The sequence below is a fragment of the Bacteroides sp. AR20 genome (assembly GCF_964250605.1).
In the GTDB taxonomy this organism is placed as follows: domain Bacteria; phylum Bacteroidota; class Bacteroidia; order Bacteroidales; family Bacteroidaceae; genus Bacteroides; species Bacteroides uniformis.
The window spans coordinates 145,633-166,062 of record NZ_CAXUGK010000003.1; the positions used below are offsets into that span (position 1 = coordinate 145,633).

General features: G+C 48.7%; 16 protein-coding genes. 9 read left to right on the forward strand and 7 right to left on the reverse strand.

What is annotated here, in order from left to right:
• Position 1 precedes the first annotated feature (1 nt).
• Positions 2–2,686 (reverse strand): calcium-translocating P-type ATPase, PMCA-type, encoded by a 2,685-nt coding sequence (locus ACESTD_RS03050; RefSeq protein WP_117704106.1) that lies wholly within the window; start codon positions 2,684–2,686, stop codon positions 2–4.
• A 90-nt stretch (positions 2,687–2,776) separates the two neighbouring features.
• A complete protein-coding gene (locus ACESTD_RS03055; protein ID WP_195288332.1) occupies positions 2,777–3,943 on the reverse strand; it encodes a HAMP domain-containing sensor histidine kinase in 1,167 nt (388 codons plus the stop codon).
• A gap of 76 nt (positions 3,944–4,019) precedes the next feature.
• On the opposite strand from ACESTD_RS03055, the gene rd reads away from it, so the two are divergent.
• Positions 4,020–4,181 carry a rubredoxin gene (gene rd, locus ACESTD_RS03060; protein WP_118264545.1) on the forward strand — a complete coding sequence of 54 codons (162 nt, stop codon included), beginning with the start codon at positions 4,020–4,022 and terminating at the stop codon, positions 4,179–4,181.
• Here rd and ACESTD_RS03065 read toward each other — a convergent pair.
• Positions 4,178–5,875: a Na/Pi cotransporter family protein gene (locus ACESTD_RS03065; RefSeq protein WP_005830551.1), complete on the reverse strand. Its 1,698-nt coding sequence runs from the start codon at positions 5,873–5,875 to the stop codon at positions 4,178–4,180. The genes rd and ACESTD_RS03065 overlap by 4 nt on opposite strands.
• An 83-nt stretch (positions 5,876–5,958) precedes the next feature.
• On the opposite strand from ACESTD_RS03065, the gene ACESTD_RS03070 reads away from it, so the two are divergent.
• The 3 genes from ACESTD_RS03070 to ACESTD_RS03080 all read left to right on the forward strand — a co-directional run bounded on the left by ACESTD_RS03070 (position 5,959) and on the right by ACESTD_RS03080 (position 11,423).
• Positions 5,959–7,632: a nucleoside kinase gene (locus tag ACESTD_RS03070; RefSeq protein ID WP_373158657.1), complete on the forward strand. Its 1,674-nt coding sequence runs from the start codon at positions 5,959–5,961 to the stop codon at positions 7,630–7,632.
• 42 nt (positions 7,633–7,674) lie between these two features.
• A complete protein-coding gene (locus tag ACESTD_RS03075; protein WP_009037676.1) occupies positions 7,675–9,180 on the forward strand; it encodes a HAMP domain-containing sensor histidine kinase in 1,506 nt (501 codons plus the stop codon).
• A gap of 764 nt (positions 9,181–9,944) precedes the next feature.
• Positions 9,945–11,423, forward strand: coding sequence for a TlpA family protein disulfide reductase (locus tag ACESTD_RS03080; RefSeq protein WP_373158656.1), 1,479 nt, complete (start codon positions 9,945–9,947; stop codon positions 11,421–11,423).
• A 117-nt stretch (positions 11,424–11,540) separates the two neighbouring features.
• On the opposite strand, the gene ACESTD_RS03085 is transcribed toward ACESTD_RS03080, so the two are convergent.
• Entirely contained in the window at positions 11,541–12,914 is a 1,374-nt protein-coding gene (locus tag ACESTD_RS03085; protein WP_373158655.1) for an aminopeptidase P family protein, read from the reverse strand.
• A gap of 163 nt (positions 12,915–13,077) precedes the next feature.
• On the opposite strand from ACESTD_RS03085, the gene rpoN reads away from it, so the two are divergent.
• The 5 genes from rpoN to ACESTD_RS03110 all read left to right on the forward strand — a co-directional run bounded on the left by rpoN (position 13,078) and on the right by ACESTD_RS03110 (position 18,382).
• Positions 13,078–14,568, forward strand: coding sequence for an RNA polymerase factor sigma-54 (rpoN, locus tag ACESTD_RS03090; protein WP_005830563.1), 1,491 nt, complete (start codon positions 13,078–13,080; stop codon positions 14,566–14,568).
• 93 nt (positions 14,569–14,661) lie between these two features.
• Positions 14,662–15,324 (forward strand): membrane protein, encoded by a 663-nt coding sequence (locus ACESTD_RS03095; protein ID WP_005830565.1) that lies wholly within the window; start codon positions 14,662–14,664, stop codon positions 15,322–15,324.
• Positions 15,325–15,392: 68 nt separating this feature from the next.
• The gene (gene gcvH / locus ACESTD_RS03100) at positions 15,393–15,773 is read left to right on the forward strand and encodes a glycine cleavage system protein GcvH (RefSeq protein WP_022402164.1); all 381 of its coding nucleotides are present in this window, start codon (positions 15,393–15,395) and stop codon (positions 15,771–15,773) included.
• Positions 15,774–15,889: 116 nt separating this feature from the next.
• A complete protein-coding gene (purE, locus tag ACESTD_RS03105) occupies positions 15,890–16,399 on the forward strand; it encodes a 5-(carboxyamino)imidazole ribonucleotide mutase (RefSeq protein ID WP_057256695.1) in 510 nt (169 codons plus the stop codon).
• 114 nt (positions 16,400–16,513) lie between these two features.
• Positions 16,514–18,382, forward strand: coding sequence for a 4-hydroxy-3-methylbut-2-en-1-yl diphosphate synthase (locus ACESTD_RS03110; protein WP_120128545.1), 1,869 nt, complete (start codon positions 16,514–16,516; stop codon positions 18,380–18,382).
• Positions 18,383–18,385: 3 nt separating this feature from the next.
• Here the strand turns inward: ACESTD_RS03110 and ACESTD_RS03115 are convergent, their stop codons facing one another.
• From ACESTD_RS03115 to ACESTD_RS03125, 3 genes are read right to left on the reverse strand one after another with little or no spacing between them, the layout of a single operon-like run.
• Positions 18,386–19,387, reverse strand: coding sequence for a metallophosphoesterase (locus ACESTD_RS03115; RefSeq protein ID WP_057256697.1), 1,002 nt, complete (start codon positions 19,385–19,387; stop codon positions 18,386–18,388).
• Positions 19,384–20,127 (reverse strand): prolyl oligopeptidase family serine peptidase, encoded by a 744-nt coding sequence (locus ACESTD_RS03120; protein ID WP_369738710.1) that lies wholly within the window; start codon positions 20,125–20,127, stop codon positions 19,384–19,386. Before ACESTD_RS03120 ends, ACESTD_RS03115 begins: the two co-directional genes overlap by 4 nt.
• Positions 20,128–20,174: 47 nt before the next feature.
• Positions 20,175–20,414 carry a hypothetical protein gene (locus ACESTD_RS03125; protein ID WP_229095737.1) on the reverse strand — a complete coding sequence of 80 codons (240 nt, stop codon included), beginning with the start codon at positions 20,412–20,414 and terminating at the stop codon, positions 20,175–20,177.
• Between the last annotated feature and the right edge of the window lie 16 nt (positions 20,415–20,430).

Genomic DNA, 20,430 nt, shown 5'->3' on the forward strand with positions numbered 1-20,430 from the left:
ACTATTTCTGTGTTAAACGTCGGATAAGGCGAACCAGTTCACCTATCCACAAAACAAACGAAGTAGAAACGACAATCGTCATCCAAGTCATAAAATCGAGCGGCACTGTGCGGAATACAGCTCCACCAAACTGTACAATCAGTATCTGTCCGCCCAAAATGGCAAGTATAATCAGCTCCATGCCATAAGATTTGGAAATGCCCTTGAACGCCGAGTCCGAAGTGCCGAACACACGCGCATTGAACAAGTTCCAGAACTGAAGCATAACAAAGAATGTGAAGAACACAGTCAGCCGATAGGTAGTCATCCCTCCCTCCTCACTGTTAAACCAGAAGAGCATTCCCATAAGTAACACCAGGAAGGCAGTCCCCATTCCCAGAATGTAATACCTCATGGACTTGGTTATAATGAAATCCGTACTCTTACGCGGCTTTTCCTTCATCACGCTCTCACTGGGTGGAATGGACGCCAGGGCCAGGGCCGCAAACGTATCCATAATCAGGTTCACCCACAACATCTGCGTGACGGTCAAAGGAAGCGTCGTACCCACCAGTGAGCCCAGAAGAACGATAAACAAAGCCACAAAATTGATAGTCAGCTGAAAAACAATGAAACGCTGTATATTTTTATATAAAGAACGTCCCCACATCACGGCCGTGCCTATACTGTTGAAGGAGTCATCCAGCAGCGTGATGTCGCTGGCCTCCTTGGCAACGGAGGTTCCGGTACCCATCGAAAGTCCCACTTGCGCATGGTTCAGCGCAGGAGCATCATTCGTGCCGTCACCCGTCACAGCCACTACCGCACCTTTCTGCTGCAACAGTTGCACCAGACGCTGTTTGTCTGTGGGGCGTGCACGCGACATTATCTTCAAGTCCATCACACGGTCCAATGCCTCCTCATCCGTCAATTCGGCAAATGCAGCTCCCGTAATGCGGTTCTTTTCCGTATCCTCCGGTTTCCACAGACCAATCTGGCGTGCTATCTCGGTAGCCGTACCCGGTGTATCTCCCGTCACAATCTTCACTCCGATACCTGCCGACTGGCATTTGGCAACGGCCGCAGGCACATCCGGACGGATAGGGTCACTGATGGCAACCACACCGAGGAACGACAAGTCATTTTCAGCAACCAATGACACACAATCAGACGCTTCCGCATCATCCACAATCTTGAATGCAAAGCCAAGTGTACGCATAGCCATATTCTGATAGTTGAGCAACTGAGCCTCCACTGTAGAACGGTATTCCACCGCATCCACACGCTTGCCGTCCAACATGACATCCTTGCATTTACCCAAAACAATCTCGGGAGCTCCCTTCACATACAGCACCTTCTTCCCAATCAGGGGAGATTGCACCAGGGTAGCCATGAATTTCCTTTCCGTAGAGAAAGTCAGCTGGTCGATAACCGTAGCTTTCTCACGCAGTGCCAGGTAGTCGCATCCCTGACTGCTCAGCCAAAGCAGCAGTGCCACCTCCGTGGGATTACCCACCCCTTTCGGCTTCTCTCCAGTCACCTCTTCTTCCAGGAAAGCAGTGGAGTTAGCACTGATACCTTCCATTACCAGCTTGCTGAGGTCATCATTCCCCAGCTGCCCGTTATTCTTCAAACTATAGAAGTTGGGTTCATGCACCTGCATCAGATTTTGGGTCAATGTCCCGGTCTTGTCGGTACAAATCACTGTAATGGCTCCCATCGTCTCGCATGCATGCATCTTGCGCACCAGATTGTTGGTGGAGAGCATACGCCGCATGTTCAACGCCAGACTGAGTGTCACGCTCATCGGCAATCCTTCGGGCACAGCCACCACAATCAGGGTAACTGCCATCATAAAGTATTGCAAAGTAGCCTGCAAGGCCGGCAGCCAATCACGGAAGGTGTGGAATGAAGAAAAATCATAGACCAGTACCACATCCTTTACAAAGAAAATGAGAAAAGCCAGACCCGCTACGGAAAAGCCAATCTTTCCAATCAGATTGGCCAATTTGGTCAACTGAATATTCAGCGGAGTAGGTTCCGTATTCTGTTCGGTACTTTGACGTGCCACTTTACCGATTTCCGTAGCATCGCCCACAGCCTCCACACGCATGGTGCCATGTCCGTCCACCACCGTTGTACCGCGCAAAATGCGGTTGGAAGCATACGTAGCCTCTTCGTCAAAGTCAGCTTCTACGGTAGTTTTCGTCACTACCGGCTCACCGGTCAGATTCGATTCGTTCACTTGCAGGGAAATGGCTTCCAGCAATTCACCGTCCGCCGGAACCTCTTCACCGGTTTCCAGCACCACTATATCACCCACCACTACATCTTTACGGGGAATCTCCTGCACATGTCCGTTACGAATTACTTTCACCAAAGTTTCTTCGTTCACTGCATTCAGCAGGTCAAACTTCTTTCCGGCATCATACTCAAAGAAGAAACCGATACCGGTAGCCAGCAGAATGGCTACTATAATGCCGATAGTCTCGGCATATTCATTCTCTACAATGGAAATAATCAAAGAAAACAGAGCGGCAACCAGCAATACCCTTACTACGGGGTCCTCAAACTTCTCCAGATACAATTTCCATAAGGAAGGCCGTTTAGGAGGCGTCAATAAATTTACTCCATGTTCGTCGCGGCTCTTCCGCACTTGTTCGTCGGTCAGTCCGACATGATAATAATCATCCTTTATTGCAGTCATGCAAGTCTTTAGGTTTAATTTTGGAACGCAAAAATACAATAATAATCCGGGAAAACAATACCTATATAATGATTAGTGATTAATTGACTGTCATTGATTCTCTTTTTCCCTCACCAGTTTCGGTCTGGTTGCAGGCTCCCACGGCAATGTGAACCAGAAAGTCGAACCTGCCCCTTCTTCCGATTCCACGCCTATTTCGCCCCCCAATTTGCGGACAATGGTCTGGCAAATGGAGAGTCCCAGTCCGGTACCGTTCTTTTCCTGCTTCAGCTTGACGAAACGTTCAAAAACATGTGGCAACTTTTCCTGGGGAATACCGGTTCCCGTGTCTTTTACGTAGAAATAGAGACCTTCCTCATAGGGTCTGAATCCGAGGGTAATACTGCCTTCCTGGGTGAACTTCAGGGCATTCGTCATAAAATTGGATACCACTTGTGCAAGCCGGTTTCTGTCTGTATGCATGGTATATTCCTTCTCAGAAGCCTCCCGGACAATCTGCACTCCACTACCCAACTCGGCCACCCGCATACGGAACTGTTGTTCCAAATCGAACATCATCTGGTTGATGTCCACATTCGAGAACACAAATTCCAATGTTCCGGCTTCTATCTTCGAGAGGTCCAGAATATCAGCAATCAGCTGTTGCAGCATTTCATTGTTACTTTGCACAATTTCCAGGAACTGTGTCTTCTCCTCGTCTGTCGATGCAGAGGCCAGCAATTCCGAGAATCCGACAATTGCGTTCAGCGGGGTACGGATTTCATGGCTCATATTCGCCAGGAACACCGATTTGGAGCGGTCGGCATTCTCTGCCTTCTCACGTGCCAGTTTCAATTCAGCTTCCACTTGTTTCAGTCGGGTAATGTCATGCACGGTAATCACCATGCAGTCGCGGTCCTCAATCTCCATATACTCGCCGGAAACATAAGCATTGCATTCCGTAGTTCTGCCTTCGCTATCCCTAAGATTCAGAATAGCTGCCAAATCCGTGAAGTTCTTCTGCACCACAAAGGCATTCTCTATGGCATTCCGCACGGGGCAGTGCTCACACAAATCGTGAGTGCCGCAACCTCCTGCTGCCGACAAGGCATTGTTACAGCGCAGAATATCTCCTACCCGTCCGGTTTCGGCAGGCTTTACAGCTCCGGTAATATCGTAGTAATTGGTGTAGAATACAGTGAAGTCGCGGTTTATCAGCAGTACATAGGCGTGCAGATTCCGCATAATCGCCCTGAACAGCTTGTCGGTCATTTTCATAAAATGTTGTTTTAATAGAGAACAAAAAGGGCTTTTAAACGTTATTATAAGAGAATAAACCTAAAAAAAGAAATTTATGGAAAAGTACATTTGCACTGTATGCGATTATGTCTATGACCCTGAATTGGGCGACCCTGAAAATGGAATAGAACCGGGAACATCTTTCGAAGACCTTCCCGAAGATTGGGTTTGCCCCTTGTGTGGAGTAGGCAAAGAAGAATTTGAGAAAGCGCCCTAAGACGCTTTCTTTTCTTTTATATCGCTGCTGGCTTCCACTACATTCACCACATAGTCGCCCAGCTTTTCACATTCCGCAATGATGTCCATATAGTAAACACCCATCTGGTAATCATATTCCTTGTTGTTCACATCCAAGATATTCTGGTTCTTCAGCTGATTGCGGTAATTATTGATTTCGTTCTCCAAATTAAAGGACTTGTTCACATCCGCGCCTGCATGCTCCGGATGTTCCACCACGACAATCATCTGCTCCAAGGCATCATCCGTCAGCTTCATCATGAAATGGATATGCTCGTACTGCTTCTCGGTGAAATCCTGGTTGGTCTGGCGCTTGCGGTTGATGGTACGTGCCAGATTATAGCAGCTGTCGCCGATGCTCTCTATCTCCGTCACTTCACGCAGCATGGCACGTATCTGCAACTTACTTTCCGAACTCAGGCGCCCTTCGGACACTTGATTCAGATAATTGGCAATCTCCAGCTCCATGCTGTCACTGATATTCTCGTACTTCTCCACACGGCTGAACACTTTGTTGAAATCATCATCCTTCTCCGTATGCAGCAAGTCCTGCACCATTCCGAACATACGGCGGGTACGTTCGGCAAAGAGATGTATTTCCTTGCTTGCCTGCAGGATGGACAGCTCTGCCGTAGAAAGCATACCGCCCGAGATAAAACGCAAGCGATATTCCTCGTCCTGCTCCTTCATTGGAATAATGGCACAGACCGTACGTTCGATAAACTTCACGAACCATATCAATATCAGCACGTTGCAGATATTGAAGCAAGTATGGAATGCCGAAAGCTTGAAGGATACGGCCACAGCCGGATCTTTAGTACCCATCACGTTCTCTACGAACCATGACACAGCCTCGGTAAAGGGGGTGAAAAGACACAACACCCATATCACACCAAACACATTGAATACCAAATGAGCCAAAGCAGCCCTCCTCGCCTGCGTATTACCGGTCAGCGCCGCAAGGTTTGCCGTGATGGTTGTACCGATATTCTCTCCCAAAACCAGTGCTGCCCCCAATTCGAAACTAATCCAGCCGTTGGCGCACATAATAAGCGTAATGGCCATAGTTGCCGCAGATGCCTGCACAATCATGGTCAACACCGTACCGATACCCACAAAAAGGAGTATGGAGATAAAGCCCATGTCGGTATAGTCCTGCACAAATGACAGCATATCAGGATTTTGGCTCAAGTCAGGAGCATTGTTTTTCAAATAGGAAAGCCCCATGAACAAGAATGAGAAACCGAAAATAAATTCACCGACAGACTTGCGGTTACTTTTTTGAGAGAAGAGGAGAGGAATGCCGAAAGCAAGAAGAGGAAGAGCAAAGGCGGCAATGTCCACCTTGAAACCTAAAGCTGAAATAATCCATGCCGTAACAGTCGTACCGATATTAGCACCCATTATGACACCTATGGACTGTGAAAGCGTTAACAACCCCGCATTGACAAAACTTACAACCATCACCGTGGTTGCAGAGGAAGATTGTACAAGTGCTGTAATCAGCACGCCCGTCAACATACCGGTCACTCTGTTGGTTGTCATTGCGGTCAATATCTTCCGCAGTCTGTCACCGGCAAATTTTTGAAGCCCCTCACTCATAATCTTCATTCCGTAAAGAAACAGTGCCAATGAGCCGAGTAGCTTTAAAAAATCATAAAAAGAATATTCCATCTTTAATTATTTAAGGTGTTTCATTCCTTCACGTGTTATAATGTCCTATATTTAACGTGTCAACCCACTAAAAACGAGACATCATGAAACACATGTTACAAATTTGTTGCAAAAATAATAATATTTCTAAAGAATTCCCTATAGGGAGCTCACTTTTGGATATTTATTACGGTTTTAATCTAAATTTCCCCTATCAGGTAGTCAGTGCAAAGGTCAACAACCGTTCCGAAGGGCTGAATTTCCGTGTATACAACAATAAGGATGTAGAATTTCTCGACATACGCGACTCCTCAGGTATGCGCACCTATGTCCGTTCCCTCTGCTTCATTCTTTACAAAGCTGTCAGCGAGCTGTTTCCGGAAGGAAAACTGTTCGTAGAGCATCCGGTATCCAAAGGTTACTTCTGCAACCTGCGCATCGGCCGCCCCATAGAGCTGGAAGATGTGGCAGCCATCAAGAAGCGGATGCAGGAAATCATTGCCGAGAACATCCCCTACCACCGTGTAGAATGCCACACCACCGAGGCTGTACGCATCTTCAACGAACGGGGCATGAACGACAAAGTGAAGCTGCTGGAAACTTCCGGCTCGCTATATACCTATTACTACACACTGGGCGACACCGTAGACTACTACTACGGCAACCTGTTGCCCAGTACCGGATACATCTGGCTGTTCGATATCGTGAAGTATTACGACGGCCTGCTGCTACGCATCCCCAACCGGGCAAACCCAAATGTACTGGAAGAAGTGGTGAAACAAGAGAAAATGCTCGACGTATTCAAGGAACACCTGCGCTGGAATTACATTATGGGACTGGGCAACGTAGGCGACTTCAACATGGCTTGCGAGGAAGGCCATGCCACCGACCTCATCAACGTAGCCGAAGCCCTGCAGGAAAAAAAGATAGCCCAGATTGCCGATGACATCTACCACCGCGGCGAAAACGGAAACCGGGTGAAGCTCGTGCTCATCTCCGGCCCCTCGTCTTCCGGAAAAACCACTTTCAGCAAACGCCTCAGCGTGCAGCTGATGACCAACGGCCTGCGTCCTTACCCCATCTCGCTGGACAACTACTTCGTAGACCGTGAAGACACCCCGCGCGATGAGAACGGCAATTACGATTACGAATCGCTCTATGCCCTCGACCTTGAGCTCTTCAACACCCAATTACAAGCATTGCTCCGTGGCGAAGAAGTGGAGCTGCCCCGCTTCAACTTCAACCTCGGGAAGAAAGAGTACAAGGGAGACAAGCTGCGCATCGACGAGCATACCATCCTCATCCTGGAAGGAATCCATGCCCTGAACCCTGAACTGACACCACAGATTCCCGCCGCCAGCAAATACAAGATTTATGTATCCGCCCTGACCACCATCTCGCTGGACGACCACAACTGGATTCCCACCACGGACAACCGCCTGCTGCGCCGCATCATCCGCGACTTCAACTACCGCGGCTACTCGGCACAAGAGACCATTTCACGCTGGCCCAGTGTACGTGCCGGCGAGGACAAATGGATATTCCCCTACCAGGAAAATGCCGATGTCATGTTCAACTCCGCCCTCTTGTTCGAATTTGCCGTGCTCCGCTGCCACGCAGAGCCCATCCTTACCAGTGTTCCACGGAACTGTCCGGAATACGCAGAAGCCTACCGGTTGCTGAAATTCATCAAATATTTCACCCCCGTGCAGGACAAAGAAATTCCACCGACATCCTTATTGAGAGAATTTTTAGGAGGCAGTAGCTTCAAATACTAAGTTTTTATTCTAACTTTGTGAGCAAATAAAACAAACGTACACATGAAAAAAATTATTTCGATACTTCTCTTAGCGACTTTCTGCATCTTTACTCAACTCCATGCGCAAAACCGTGCAGACGAATTGATGAAACAAGCACAAGAAAATCTTACGAAAAAAGAATATATCAAAGCCCGCTATCTATTCCTGCAAGCCTACAATGCCTTTGCCACGCAAGACAAGTATGCCCAGGCAGTGGAATGCGGCGTCAATGCCAGCGCCCTCTACCATCGGGAGAATTACTATAAAGAAGCTTTTGAACTGCTGCGCGGTGCCGAGCAAGTGGTGGCAACCGGCGAACAGAAAACGGGCAAGGCCATGCCCAACCTACGTTTCCGCATCAACAAGGAACGCCTGCAGATGTACATCAACCTGAAAAATCCCGCACGCGCCAAGGAACAGCTGACCAAACTGGAAGAGACCGCCAAAGCCTCTCACAACGACTCTCTGAGCAACGACCTGCTTTATACGCAGGCCAACTATTACTACACCTTCGGTATGAATGCGCAAGGTGATGCCGCCACCAACCGCCTGATAGGGCAATATAAGGAACAGAAGAACTACGCCAAGGTAGACGAATGCTACAAGACTCTCATCAGCATTGCCCGCAAGGCAAACAATGCCGGACTGGTGGCTCGTACATACGACAAGTATATCCTCTGGACCGACTCCGTGAAAGCGCTTACCGCACAGGACGAACTGAACGTCCTGAAGAAGAAGTACGATGAAAGCCTGGCCACCATCCAGGAGAAGGACGACTCCTTGAGCGCCAAGCAATACATCATCATCGGACTCTGCGTACTGGCTGCCATCCTTGCCGCAGTCCTGATATTCGGTGCTATCGTATTGTTGCGCTTCATCGTCCTTACCCGCAAGCAGAAGAAAGCCATCGGTATCGCCAACGAGCACAACGAACTGAAAACAAAATTCATCCAAAACATCTCCGCCCAGATGGAACCGACACTGGACACGCTCGACGCTTCGCTGCCGGGAGTAAAGGCCCTGCATACATTCTCCAACCACATCCAGGAACTGTCCGAATTGGAGAACACCTTGTCCGAACCTTACGAAATGCAAGAGAAGAACATCTCCGCCTTCTGCGAGGCTATCATGGACAAGATTAAGGGAAAAACCCGGGAAGACGTTTCCCTGGCCGTCAATGCTCCAAAGCTGAATGTAAAAATCAATCCGGAGCAACTGGAACGCATACTGCTGCACCTTTTAGAGAACGCCGCCGAATACACTCCCGCCGGAGGCAAGATATGGCTCGACTTCAAGAAACGCGGTGCACACACGCATCAGTTCATCGTCAGCGACACCGGTTGCGGTGTTCCCGAAGAGCAACGCGAAAACATCTTCAAGCCCTTCACCGAAGTGAAGGACTTGACACTGGGCGACGGCTTGGGGCTTCCCATCTGCTCACTGATAGCCACCAAGATGAACGGCAGCCTGACACTGGATACCGGCTACAGCAAGGGGGCACGGTTTGTACTAGAACTGCATGCTTAACGGCAGGTTGGTACAGAATAGAGTGGAATTCAGCAGCAAGCGAGAAAGAAACAAGAAGTTATCAAACCTGCCCTCACTGCCCTCACCGCTTTTCTGAAATGCCCTGCTCATCGGCATTGCAGCGGCGAGTGAGAGCAAATAAAAAGAGTGAGGGCAAAATTTGCCCTCACTCTTTTCAGTTACCCGGTTACTTGCTGCCACTCCCCCTCAGTACGCACGGGCTTTCGTCCGCCTCTCCCCCGTCTTTTATTAAGAAAAGCATATACATTTCTTGTGCCAGACACAGTGTATTGACAACGGCTCACTATAGTGGTCTGTTCAGCTCACTGTAGTGGTCTGTCTTGTTCACCTTAGTGAGCCGACTTGTTCACTGTAGTGGAGCATTGGCAAATCAAAAGGTTTCTCGGAAGAAACACGCATGCGGAGCACAACGAAACCATAGCCTTTACATCCATACCGACCGTGCCATTGGCAGCCTGCACTGAAACGACAAGTTACAAAACGGCTAAAAAGCATGATAAACAGCACTCCTTCCGATACATGAGACATGTATCATGCAAAATGAGACAATTCACCTCAAAAATGAGACATGCTTTATTGCGCAATAGATAAAAATTGGCTAACTTTGCCATAAGCCCAAAAGCAAAAAGCATGAAACAAGTCTTGTATCTTACCGCTTCAACCGTATTCTTTGGAATAACAGGTACAACCATCCCCCCTCCCGCTCCTTATTCAATACCATCATAAATTAAAATCTTGTACTTATGAAGTATTTATGTATCATCCTTTTTCTGGCAATAAGCATTTCATCCTGCCAGCAGCAAGCCGTCAATGAAAAATGCGAGAAGAACATTATAGTATGTTTCGACCATTATCATCCTAAACCATACAAGACACCGGGAGGAATGGGACACATGCCGATGCCTAAAGTCCTCTATACCGACAGCATAGGAACTCTTGTGGAATACATGCCCAACAAAGATTCCGATACCCTGACCATCTATTCCACTGAATACTTCAAGGAGTTGGGCCTGAACTATGGAGATTTTGAGTTCAACTACTACCCATTAATGCAAGGAGATACCGTTATTATTTCCATGGATAGCCTTGGCTACCCCATTTTAAGCAGCAAGCATCATCCCGGATATAGCAGAATCTATAACATGAACCATGAGTTGCGCAAAGGGAAGACCCATGCAGGACTGGAAGCAAAGACTTGTCTTGGGGGTGACTGGGTGCGGATTGCCAAATCGATTGATATAATACGGGCAAATAACTGGACTTCATTACTAATGGATTACTGCCCTTTGGATTCATTACAATCCATGTTCGACAGTTACAAGAAAAACTATACAGACACCATCGATTCCTTTAAAGAACAGCAGCTTATCTCAAGCGAGATACACGACCGTTATCAATGCCTGCTCAAGCTGAAAGACTATGAATCCCGGCGAATGCTGAATGAAGACACCGCCTTCTACCGCCAGATGGAGCCCGAAATAGCTGACAAATACATCCGTTATCCCTCCTACCGTGAATTTCTGGACTATTACCTTTGGTTCTTCAACCAGCATATCCCGACGATACGCAAATCCCAGGGAGGAAGCAAGGACTGGCGTCAAACCTTCGATGAGCTATCTGCGAAACCGTTCCAGCCAAAATCCAAGCAAGCCCTGCTTGAACGCTGCATCAAAGAAATCGGTGAGAACTTTTCGGCACAAGACGCAAACAGCTATCTTGACAAATATATCCACATCACCCAAGACACACTGCTGTCCGACAGGATAAGAGACCAATACAACTTGTCTGCCGATGCCGGCCAGCTATTGCTGAAGGACATTCACGGAAAGTCCACTAACCTGAACAGACTGCTGGAGAAGAACAGGGGAAAGGTCATTTATGTGGACTTTTGGGCAAGCTGGTGTGTGCCCTGCCGGGAAGAGATGCCTCCCTCGGCAAAGCTGAGAGAACTGTACAAGGGAAAAGATGTGGTATTCGTCTATCTCGCCTTCAAGGACCAGGAAAGCAGTTGGAAAATGGCGGTAGAGCAGGAGGGCTTATCAGAAGTACCCGACAATTTCTTCATCACAAATCCAAAGAACAGCAAAATGCTGGAAAAGCTAAAACTGGAATTAATTCCCCGATACATCATTTTCGACAAACAGGGCAATATTGTTGAAATGAATGCTCCGAGACCAAGTGACAAACAAGTGACAACAACAATAGACAAGTATTTAAAATGATACATCAGCAAAAGTTTGAAGTATAATTAAAACTTTTCGGTCTATGAACTTTCCACAAAGCCTGCCGCATTCTCACACAAGATGCAGCAGGCTTTATCATTCTATATCTTAATGGATTCAGCGCAATGCCTCCACCTCTTCCGGTGTCAGTGGAATTTTCTTGCCCAAGCGGCGCGCTCCCGTTTCGGTAATCAGATAATCCTCCTCATTGCGGATGCCACCGAAATTGCGGTATTCTTCCACCTTATCATAGTCAATGAAGTCCATAAACTTCTTCTCTCCCCTCCACAAATCAATCAACTCGGGGATGAAATAAATGCCCGGCTCAACCGTATGCACAAAGCCCGGTTCCAGAGGGATGGCAAGGCGCTGGCTCTTTCGGCCGAACTGCGTACTCTTGGGCTGGCCGTCATAGCCTACCCAAAGCTCGCCCAGGTTCTCCATATCGTGTACGTCCAGTCCCATCATGTGACCCAGCCCGTGAGGATAGAACAAGGCGTGCGCTCCTTCGCGCACGGCATCCTCGGCATTGCCCTTCATCAGGCCCAGCTCTTTCAGCCCTTCCACCATCACTTGGGCGGAAAGCTCGTACACCTTCATATAAGGAATGCCCGGACGGAGGGCTTTGACAGACTCTAAGTGCATGGCGTTCTGGATTTCGTAAACGGCACGCTGGCGTGGAGTAAAAGTTTTGTCCGCAGGCACGGTGGACGACATGTCGCCACAGTAACCCGAAGGAAGCTCTGCGCCGGCATCAATCAGGAAGAGGTCGCCCGGCCTTACTTTATTTCCATGATAGTGGTTGTGCAAAGTCTGGCCATTGACGGTGGCAATCGTGGCAAAAGACAACTCGCAGTTGTTCATCTCGGCGATGCGGTTCATTTCGGCCACAACCTCGTATTCGTACATGCCCGGACGAAGCACTTTCATTGCGGTAATGTGCATGTCTGCAGTCACGTCGCAGGCCTTTTCTATTTCTGCTATTTCTTCTGTCGACTTGTAGTTGCGCTGTGCCACCACCGCACGGATAAACGGCACGGACCCTTCCTGACGTGCTGGAGGAACACCCAGCCAATCCATCAGTTTCAACTTATGCTCGGCACGATAAGGGGGCAAATAATGGATGGTCTGTCCCTTCTGTACAGCCTTGTGCAGATAACCGACAATGTCGGCAAAAGGACGGGTTTCGGAAATGCCCACGGCGGAAGCCTTTTCGTGAAGGGTGGGCTGGGTACCCATCCATACAATATGGTCGATGGTCAGCTCATCACCGAAAATGATTTCCTTATCTTCGTCTATGTCGATGAGAGCCGACAACCCGGCAAACGACAAACCGAAATAATAGAGAAAAGTGGAATCCTGGCGGTAACGGAAAGTATTGTCCTCATAGTTCAACCCTTGTTCATCGTTACCCAAAAACAGTAATACTCCGGAGCCAATCGTTTTTTTCAGCCGGGCCCTGCGCTGCACATACGTTTCTTTAGCAAACATAACGTTCCATTTTTTAGTAGTTATGGAACAAAGATAGGAACAAAAAAGCAACCAAGCTCCCGTTTTCTTGTTAAATATCATAAGAGAAGGTTTCGCGTTCCCGAACTATTCACTATTTTTGCGGTAGAAATTTCCCTTATTCGTAATTTGTAATTTATAAAGTATGGCACAAGGCTCCCGACAAGTACAGACCCAAGCGCAACAGCAGATACAAACGCTGTCGCCGCAACAAATTCTGGTGGTAAAGCTGCTGGAACTTCCCGCCGTGGAACTAGAGGACCGCGTACGTGCCGAACTTCTGGAAAATCCGGCACTGGAAGAGGGTAAGGAGGATACTCCTGGCGACGAATACCCCGACACACCCGATGCGGAAACCGGCTCAGAAGATGGTGGAGACACTAGCTATGATTCTTTAAGCGATTATCTGAACGAAGACGATATCCCCGACTACAAGCTGCAGGAGAACAACCGCAGCAAAGGGGAGCAGGCAGAAGAAATTCCTTTCTCCGACGCCACCTCTTTCTATGAAACCTTGCGCCAGCAGCTCGGCGAGCAGGACTTGACTCCGCACCAGCGCGAACTGGCCGAATATCTCATCGGCTCGCTGGACGACGATGGCCTGCTGCGCAAATCGCTGGACAGTATCAGCGACGAACTCGCCATCTACGCCGGTATCGACGCTTCTCCCGAAGAGCTGGAAGAAGTATTGAAGATTATACAAGACTTCGACCCCGCCGGTCTGGGCGCCCGCACCCTACAAGAGTGCCTGCTCATCCAGATTCGACGTAAGGAAGCGCAACGGCCCATGCCCTCGCCTCCACAATACTATATAGAAGAAGATATTCTTACCCAGTGCTACGAAGAGTTCACCCGCAAGCATTGGGACAAGATTATGCAGAAATTAGGTATCAGCGAAGATACCCTGCAACAAGCCGTTAAGGAAATCTGCAAGCTGAATCCCCGTCCCGGTGCCTCGCTCGGCGAAGCCATCGGCAAGAACATGCAGCAGATTGTGCCCGACTTCCTGGTAGACACTTATGACGACGGTACCATCAACGTGACACTGAACAACCGCAACGTACCGGAATTGCGCATGAGCCGCGACTTCACCGAGATGGTGGAAGAACACACCAAGAACCGGGCCAATCAGTCTAAGGAGTCCCGCGAAGCCATGATGTTCCTCAAACAAAAAATGGATGCCGCACAAGGTTTCATCGATGCCGTGAAGCAACGCCAGAATACGCTGATGACTACCATGCAGGCCATCATAGACCTGCAACGTCCTTTCTTCCTCGAAGGAGACGAGTCATTACTCCGCCCCATGATTCTGAAAGATGTTGCCGAACGCACCGGGTTGGACATCTCGACCATCTCCCGTGTGAGCAACAGCAAGTATGTACAGACCAACTACGGCATCTACCCGCTGAAATTCTTCTTCAACGACGGCTACACAACCGAAGACGGCGAAGAGATGTCTGTACGCGAAATACGCAAGATACTCAAAGAGTGCATTGACAACGAGGACAAGAAAAAGCCTCTGACCGATGACGAACTGACCGAGTTGCTGAAGGAGAAAGGCTATCCCATAGCCCGCCGCACGGTGGCAAAGTATCGCCAACAGATGAATATCCCCGTGGCAAGACTGAGAAGATGAGAGAAAAGGATGAGCGATTAGGGATTAAGGTTTAAAGATTAGTGCATTCAAATAGTAAATTGTAAATAGTCAAATCGTAAATAAAATTAGGTTGTGGAAGAGCATATTATAGCAGATAAAACTTTAATCAGAACAGCGAAAGTGATTTCGGCGGTATTCACACCGTTCTCCATCCCTTTCCTGGCATTTCTGGTTCTGTTTATATTCTCGTACCTGCGCATCATGCCGTTGCAGTACAAGTTGATAGTATTGGGTGTGGTGTATTGCTTCACCATCCTGATGCCTACACTGACTATCTTCATCTTCCGCAAAATCAACGGTTTCAGTCCGGAAGAACTGGTGGAACGAAAAAGGAGATACATTCCCTTTATTCTGACCATCACTTCTTATGTATTCTGCCTGCTCATGATGCACCGGCTCAATATCCCGTGGTACATGACCGGTATCATACTCTCCGCCCTGGTAGTGATGATAATCTGCGTCATTGTCAACTTAAAATGGAAACTGAGCGAACACATGGCAGGCGCCGGAGCCGTAATTGGCGGACTGGTAGCTTTCAGTGCCTTGTTCAGCTACAATCCCGTATGGTGGCTATGCCTCTTTATACTGGTGGCTGGCGTGTTGGGCACCGCCCGCATCATCCTGCGACACCACACCCTGGGCGAAGTTATGGGAGGCTTTGCCGTAGGGCTTATCTGCTCGTTGCTGGTACTCCACCCGCTGAGCAACATACTGTTCCGAATCTTCCTCTTTTAAGAGCCTTGTTTAATTTTTAATTTTCAACTTTTAATTTACATAGTATCAACCCTTAAAAACTAATGATCATGAATTTCCCGACTAATGTAAAGTACACCAAAGAACACGAATGGATTCGCCTGGAAGGTGATGTAGCCTATGTAGGTATTACCGATTATGCACAAGAGCAACTGGGTGACATTGTGTTTGTCGACATCCCGACCGAAGGTGAAACATTGGCTGCCGACGAAGTGTTCGGTACCATCGAAGTAGTAAAAACCATATCAGACCTCTTCCTGCCCGTAGCCGGTGAGATTCTGGAGCAAAACGAAGCCCTTGCCGACCAGCCGGAACTGGTAAACCAGGACCCGTACGGCGAAGGCTGGCTCATCAAAATCAAACCCGCTGCTGATGCCGACTTCGACAGCCTGCTGGATGCCGAAGCCTACAAAGCGCTGATAAACGAATGAAATGAAAGGATTAGGGGTTAGCGATTAGCACCGGACGGAATGATAGCGCAGTCCCTAACCCCTAATCGTTAATCCCTAACCCTTATAAAATTAACCCTTTAATAATTTAAAGATTCATGTCTCCAATCGTTAGCATCATCATGGGTAGCACTTCCGACCTCCCCGTTATGGAGAAAGCCGCGCAATTGCTCAATGACCTGCATGTACCGTTCGAAATGAACGCTCTCTCTGCCCACCGCACACCGGAAGCAGTGGAGGAATTTGCCAAGAATGCCCGTCAACGCGGCATTAAAGTGATTATCGCTGCTGCCGGTATGGCTGCCGCCCTGCCCGGCGTCATTGCTGCCAATACCACACTGCCGGTAATCGGGGTTCCCGTAAAAGGGGCCGTACTCGATGGCGTAGATGCCCTCTACTCCATCATCCAGATGCCTCCGGGCATACCGGTAGCCACCGTTGCCATTAATGGTGCCATGAACGCTGCCATCCTTGCCGTACAAATGCTGGCATTGGGCGATTCCTCATTGGCCGAAACATTTGCCACCTACAAAGAAGGGCTGAAAAAGAAAATAGTCAAGGCAAATGAGGACTTGAAGGATGTGAAGTACGAATACAAAACCAATTGATTTACGATTGGATGATTTACGATGTACGATTGAAATTACTTCTTGGTATCTTCAATCGTACATCGTAAATCATCCAATCGTAAATCTTTTAATCCTTTAACTGTAAATATCATCGTGGATCTATTTAACTATTCCCGACGGGAAACGTCAGAAGTAAACATCGGAGCCACCCCTATGGGCGGCTCCAATCCTATCCGCATACAAAGTATGACGAACACCGCTACGCAGGACACAGAAGCCAGTGTAGCGCAAGCCAAACGTATTGTCGATGCCGGAGGAGAGTATGTACGCCTCACGGCCCAAGGCATCAAAGAGGCTGAAAACCTGATGAATATCAACATAGGCCTACGCCAGGACGGATATATGGTGCCGCTTGTCGCCGACATTCACTTCAACCCGAAGGTAGCTGACGTGGCAGCACAGTATGTAGAAAAAGTACGCATCAATCCGGGAAACTATGTGGATGCAGCACGTACTTTCAAACATTTGGAGTATACCGATGAAGAGTATGCCCAGGAGTTGCAGAAGATACACGACCGCTTTGTACCCTTCCTTAATATCTGCAAGGAGAACCATACTGCCATCCGCATCGGCGTAAACCACGGTTCATTATCCGACCGCATCATGTCGCGCTATGGCGATACACCGGAAGGCATGGTGGAATCTTGTATGGAGTTTCTGCGCATCTGCGTGCAAGAGAATTTCACGGATGTGGTCATTTCCATCAAGGCATCCAATACAGTGGTCATGGTAAAGACAGTACGCTTGCTGGCAGCCGTCATGGAGCAGGAAGGTATGCGATTCCCGCTGCATCTCGGTGTAACGGAAGCCGGAGACGGAGAAGACGGACGCATCAAATCGGCCTTGGGCATCGGCGCCCTGCTGGCAGACGGCTTGGGTGACACCATCCGGGTTTCCCTGAGCGAAGCTCCGGAGGCGGAAATCCCCGTAGCCCGCAAATTGGTGGACTATATCGTGCAGCGCCACGACCATCCTTATATCCCCGGAGCAGATGTGCCGGAATTCAATTATCTCTCTCCCACCCGCCGCGAGACTGCCGCCGTACACAATATCGGCGGAGACAATCTGCCCGTGGTCATTGCCGCACGCTTAGACGGGGACATGGACTTCAATCCGCAATTCATGCCGGACTATATCTATACGGGACGTTCCATCCCGGAACAACTTCCGGAAGGCATGCAATGCATCATCGATGCCGATGTCTGGATGGAGCACAGTAACGGCAGAACGGAACCGGACAATGCCTGGCCTGCCTTTAAAGGAGACCAGCTTCCTTTCCTAAGCAGCTGCGGCGCTTCCTTGAAATTCCTCTTCATCACGTATATGGGATTGAATGACGAAGCCATCGCCTGCCTGAAGTATCATCCGGAAGTCGTATTGGTTTCGCAAAGCAATCATCCCAACCGATTGGGAGAACAACGCGCCCTGGTACACCAGATGATGAAGGAAGGCCTGAAGAATCCGGTAGTCTTCTTTGAACACTACGCAGAGAGCGAATTGGAAAATCTGCAAATCAAAGCGGCGGCAGACATGGGAGCACTCATCTTCGACGGTCTGTGTGACGGTATCCTTCTCTTCAACCAAGGAGAAACCATAAGCGGCAAAGTAGTGGATGCCACTGCTTTCGGTATCCTGCAAGCCGGACGTGTACGTACCAGCAAGACCGAATACATCTCTTGTCCCGGCTGCGGACGCACCCTCTACGACCTGGAAAGTACCATTGCCCGTATCAAGGCAGCCACCGGCCATCTGAAAGGACTCAAGATAGGAATCATGGGATGCATTGTCAACGGCCCCGGAGAAATGGCAGACGCCGACTACGGCTATGTGGGCGCCGGACGAGGCAAAATCAGCCTCTACAAGAAGAAGGAGTGTATCGAAAAGAACATTCCCGAAGAAGAGGCGGTAGAAAAGCTGATAGAACTGATAAAAAGTAACGGAGATTACGCTGAAAGGACTTAAGTCTCAGCGCAGATATTCGTCAAAGTCCACCTCTCTGAACTTAAAGTTATGATGTTCGGAGGGGTGGTAGGCTTTATTCCAAGTCGAATAGGTCTTCACATCTATCTCCCTTGTCTTCCGGTTAAAAGTTACAATGCGTAAGTAGCCCTCACCTCCCAATCTACTGCCTTCCACACCACGCTGATAGTTTGCCAGCATCTGATACACTTTATTTCCCTCTTTCCCTATAGAGACCAGCGTGCCGACTCCGCTTTTCAAGACATGCCCACAAAAGACAGCTATCACATTGCGATGTTTGAGAAGCAATTTCTCCCAGATTCCAGCACCATCGTTCACTGTGCGCCCAGACTCTTTGCCGATGCCATATCCTTGAGGGCGCCACCAGTCTTTCCCGTCATGCAACGTACTGTCACAATACAAATAGGCGTGTGTATTCAATATGACAAGCTTATCCGGATGAATACCCACTATGGAATCGGCCCATTGCAGAGCCTCATCAGAAGGCCCGAATTCCAGATTCAAGACCAGCCAATCGGTATCGCCCGACCTAAGGTTTATGTAATAGTTATCCAATGTCTTTCCATCCGCACTGCCTCCCCAATAACTCTTCTGCTTATAGTCAGAAAGAGGGAAATACTTGTTGGCCATTGCAGTGTTATGCACGTCCGAAAACTTGCCGGGCTTACTGCCAATATCATGATTTCCCCACACGACAGAATAAGGTATTCCCGCTTGGCTGATACGATGAAAAGCTTTCTGCATATACGCCCATTCCACCGGAGAATTATCTTGTGTCAAATCTCCCACTTGGAACACGGCATCTATTTTCTTACGGTTGGCAACCAACCAGTCCACTTGCGAATCAAAGACCTCCGGACATTGTTCCAGATAAGTCTGCGTATCCGGTAAGACCACAAAAGTACTTACCCTACCAGAAGTGGTGCAAGAAGTAAAAAAAGCGCCCCCTAAAAAGAGCGCTCCGATAACAGACAATATCCTCATCATTTTTTCTTCTGATTAAACAGCCAACCCATAAACTCAGAATCATTGAACGCCGGTGTCCAGCTGCCATGATTGACTCCGGGGAATTCGATATACTCAACATCGGCACCAGCAGCCTTCAAGGCCTTGTAAGCCTGACGCGAACCTTCTACCGGAACAATGTTATCGGCATCTCCGTGATAAATACGGAACTTCACGTCTTTGGCGGCAGAAAGCCTTGCCGGATTCACAATACCGCAGATGGGAACGGCTGCGGCAAAAACTTCGGGATAACGTATCGCCAAATCAAACGTCCCCATACCGCCCATGGAAAGTCCCATCACATAAATCCGGTCTTTATCCACCTGGGGCATAGCCAAATAGGTATCCAGCAACTCCTTCAATGTGCGGAATATACGCGTAGGCTCCTGTACCTCGGGCATTTCTCCAGGTACAAACGACTTGGGACGACCCACATAAGCCCAATAATCTTCCTTAGGACACTGGGGAGCCAATACAAAAGCCGGATATTCCTCTCTGTTCACCGGATTGAGCCACATCTGCCCACCATGCACCAATTGCTTCTGATTATCATCTCCTCGTTCGCCCGCACCATGCAGAAAAAGCACCAACGGATATTTCTTCCCTGCCTTTTCTGCTTCGGGACGCAGCAAACGGTACTTCAACGAATCTCCCTGCGAAGAGACATACACTTTCTTTTCATACTCTCCATACAACTCCTGCGCATACATACACACAGACATCAACAGCATCAAGGCTGTACAAACTATATTCTTCATATTTTATAAAATTAATGTTCAATCAAGAAGTTTACTATCTCACTTTTCTTATATCCTACCCGGAAAGCCTGCACTGCCACCCGGTCTCCTTTACGGACAGCAAACGGCTCAACATATAGACTCCAATGTTTCTCTCCATTCCGTCCCCGACCATTCAACTGATAGGCATAAGAGACTCCAGGAGTGGAACACTCCAGCTTGACCTGCCCCCCTCTGTACAATCTGCGGAGCTGACACGAGCGGCTGTACACCGTCCGGCCACATAGT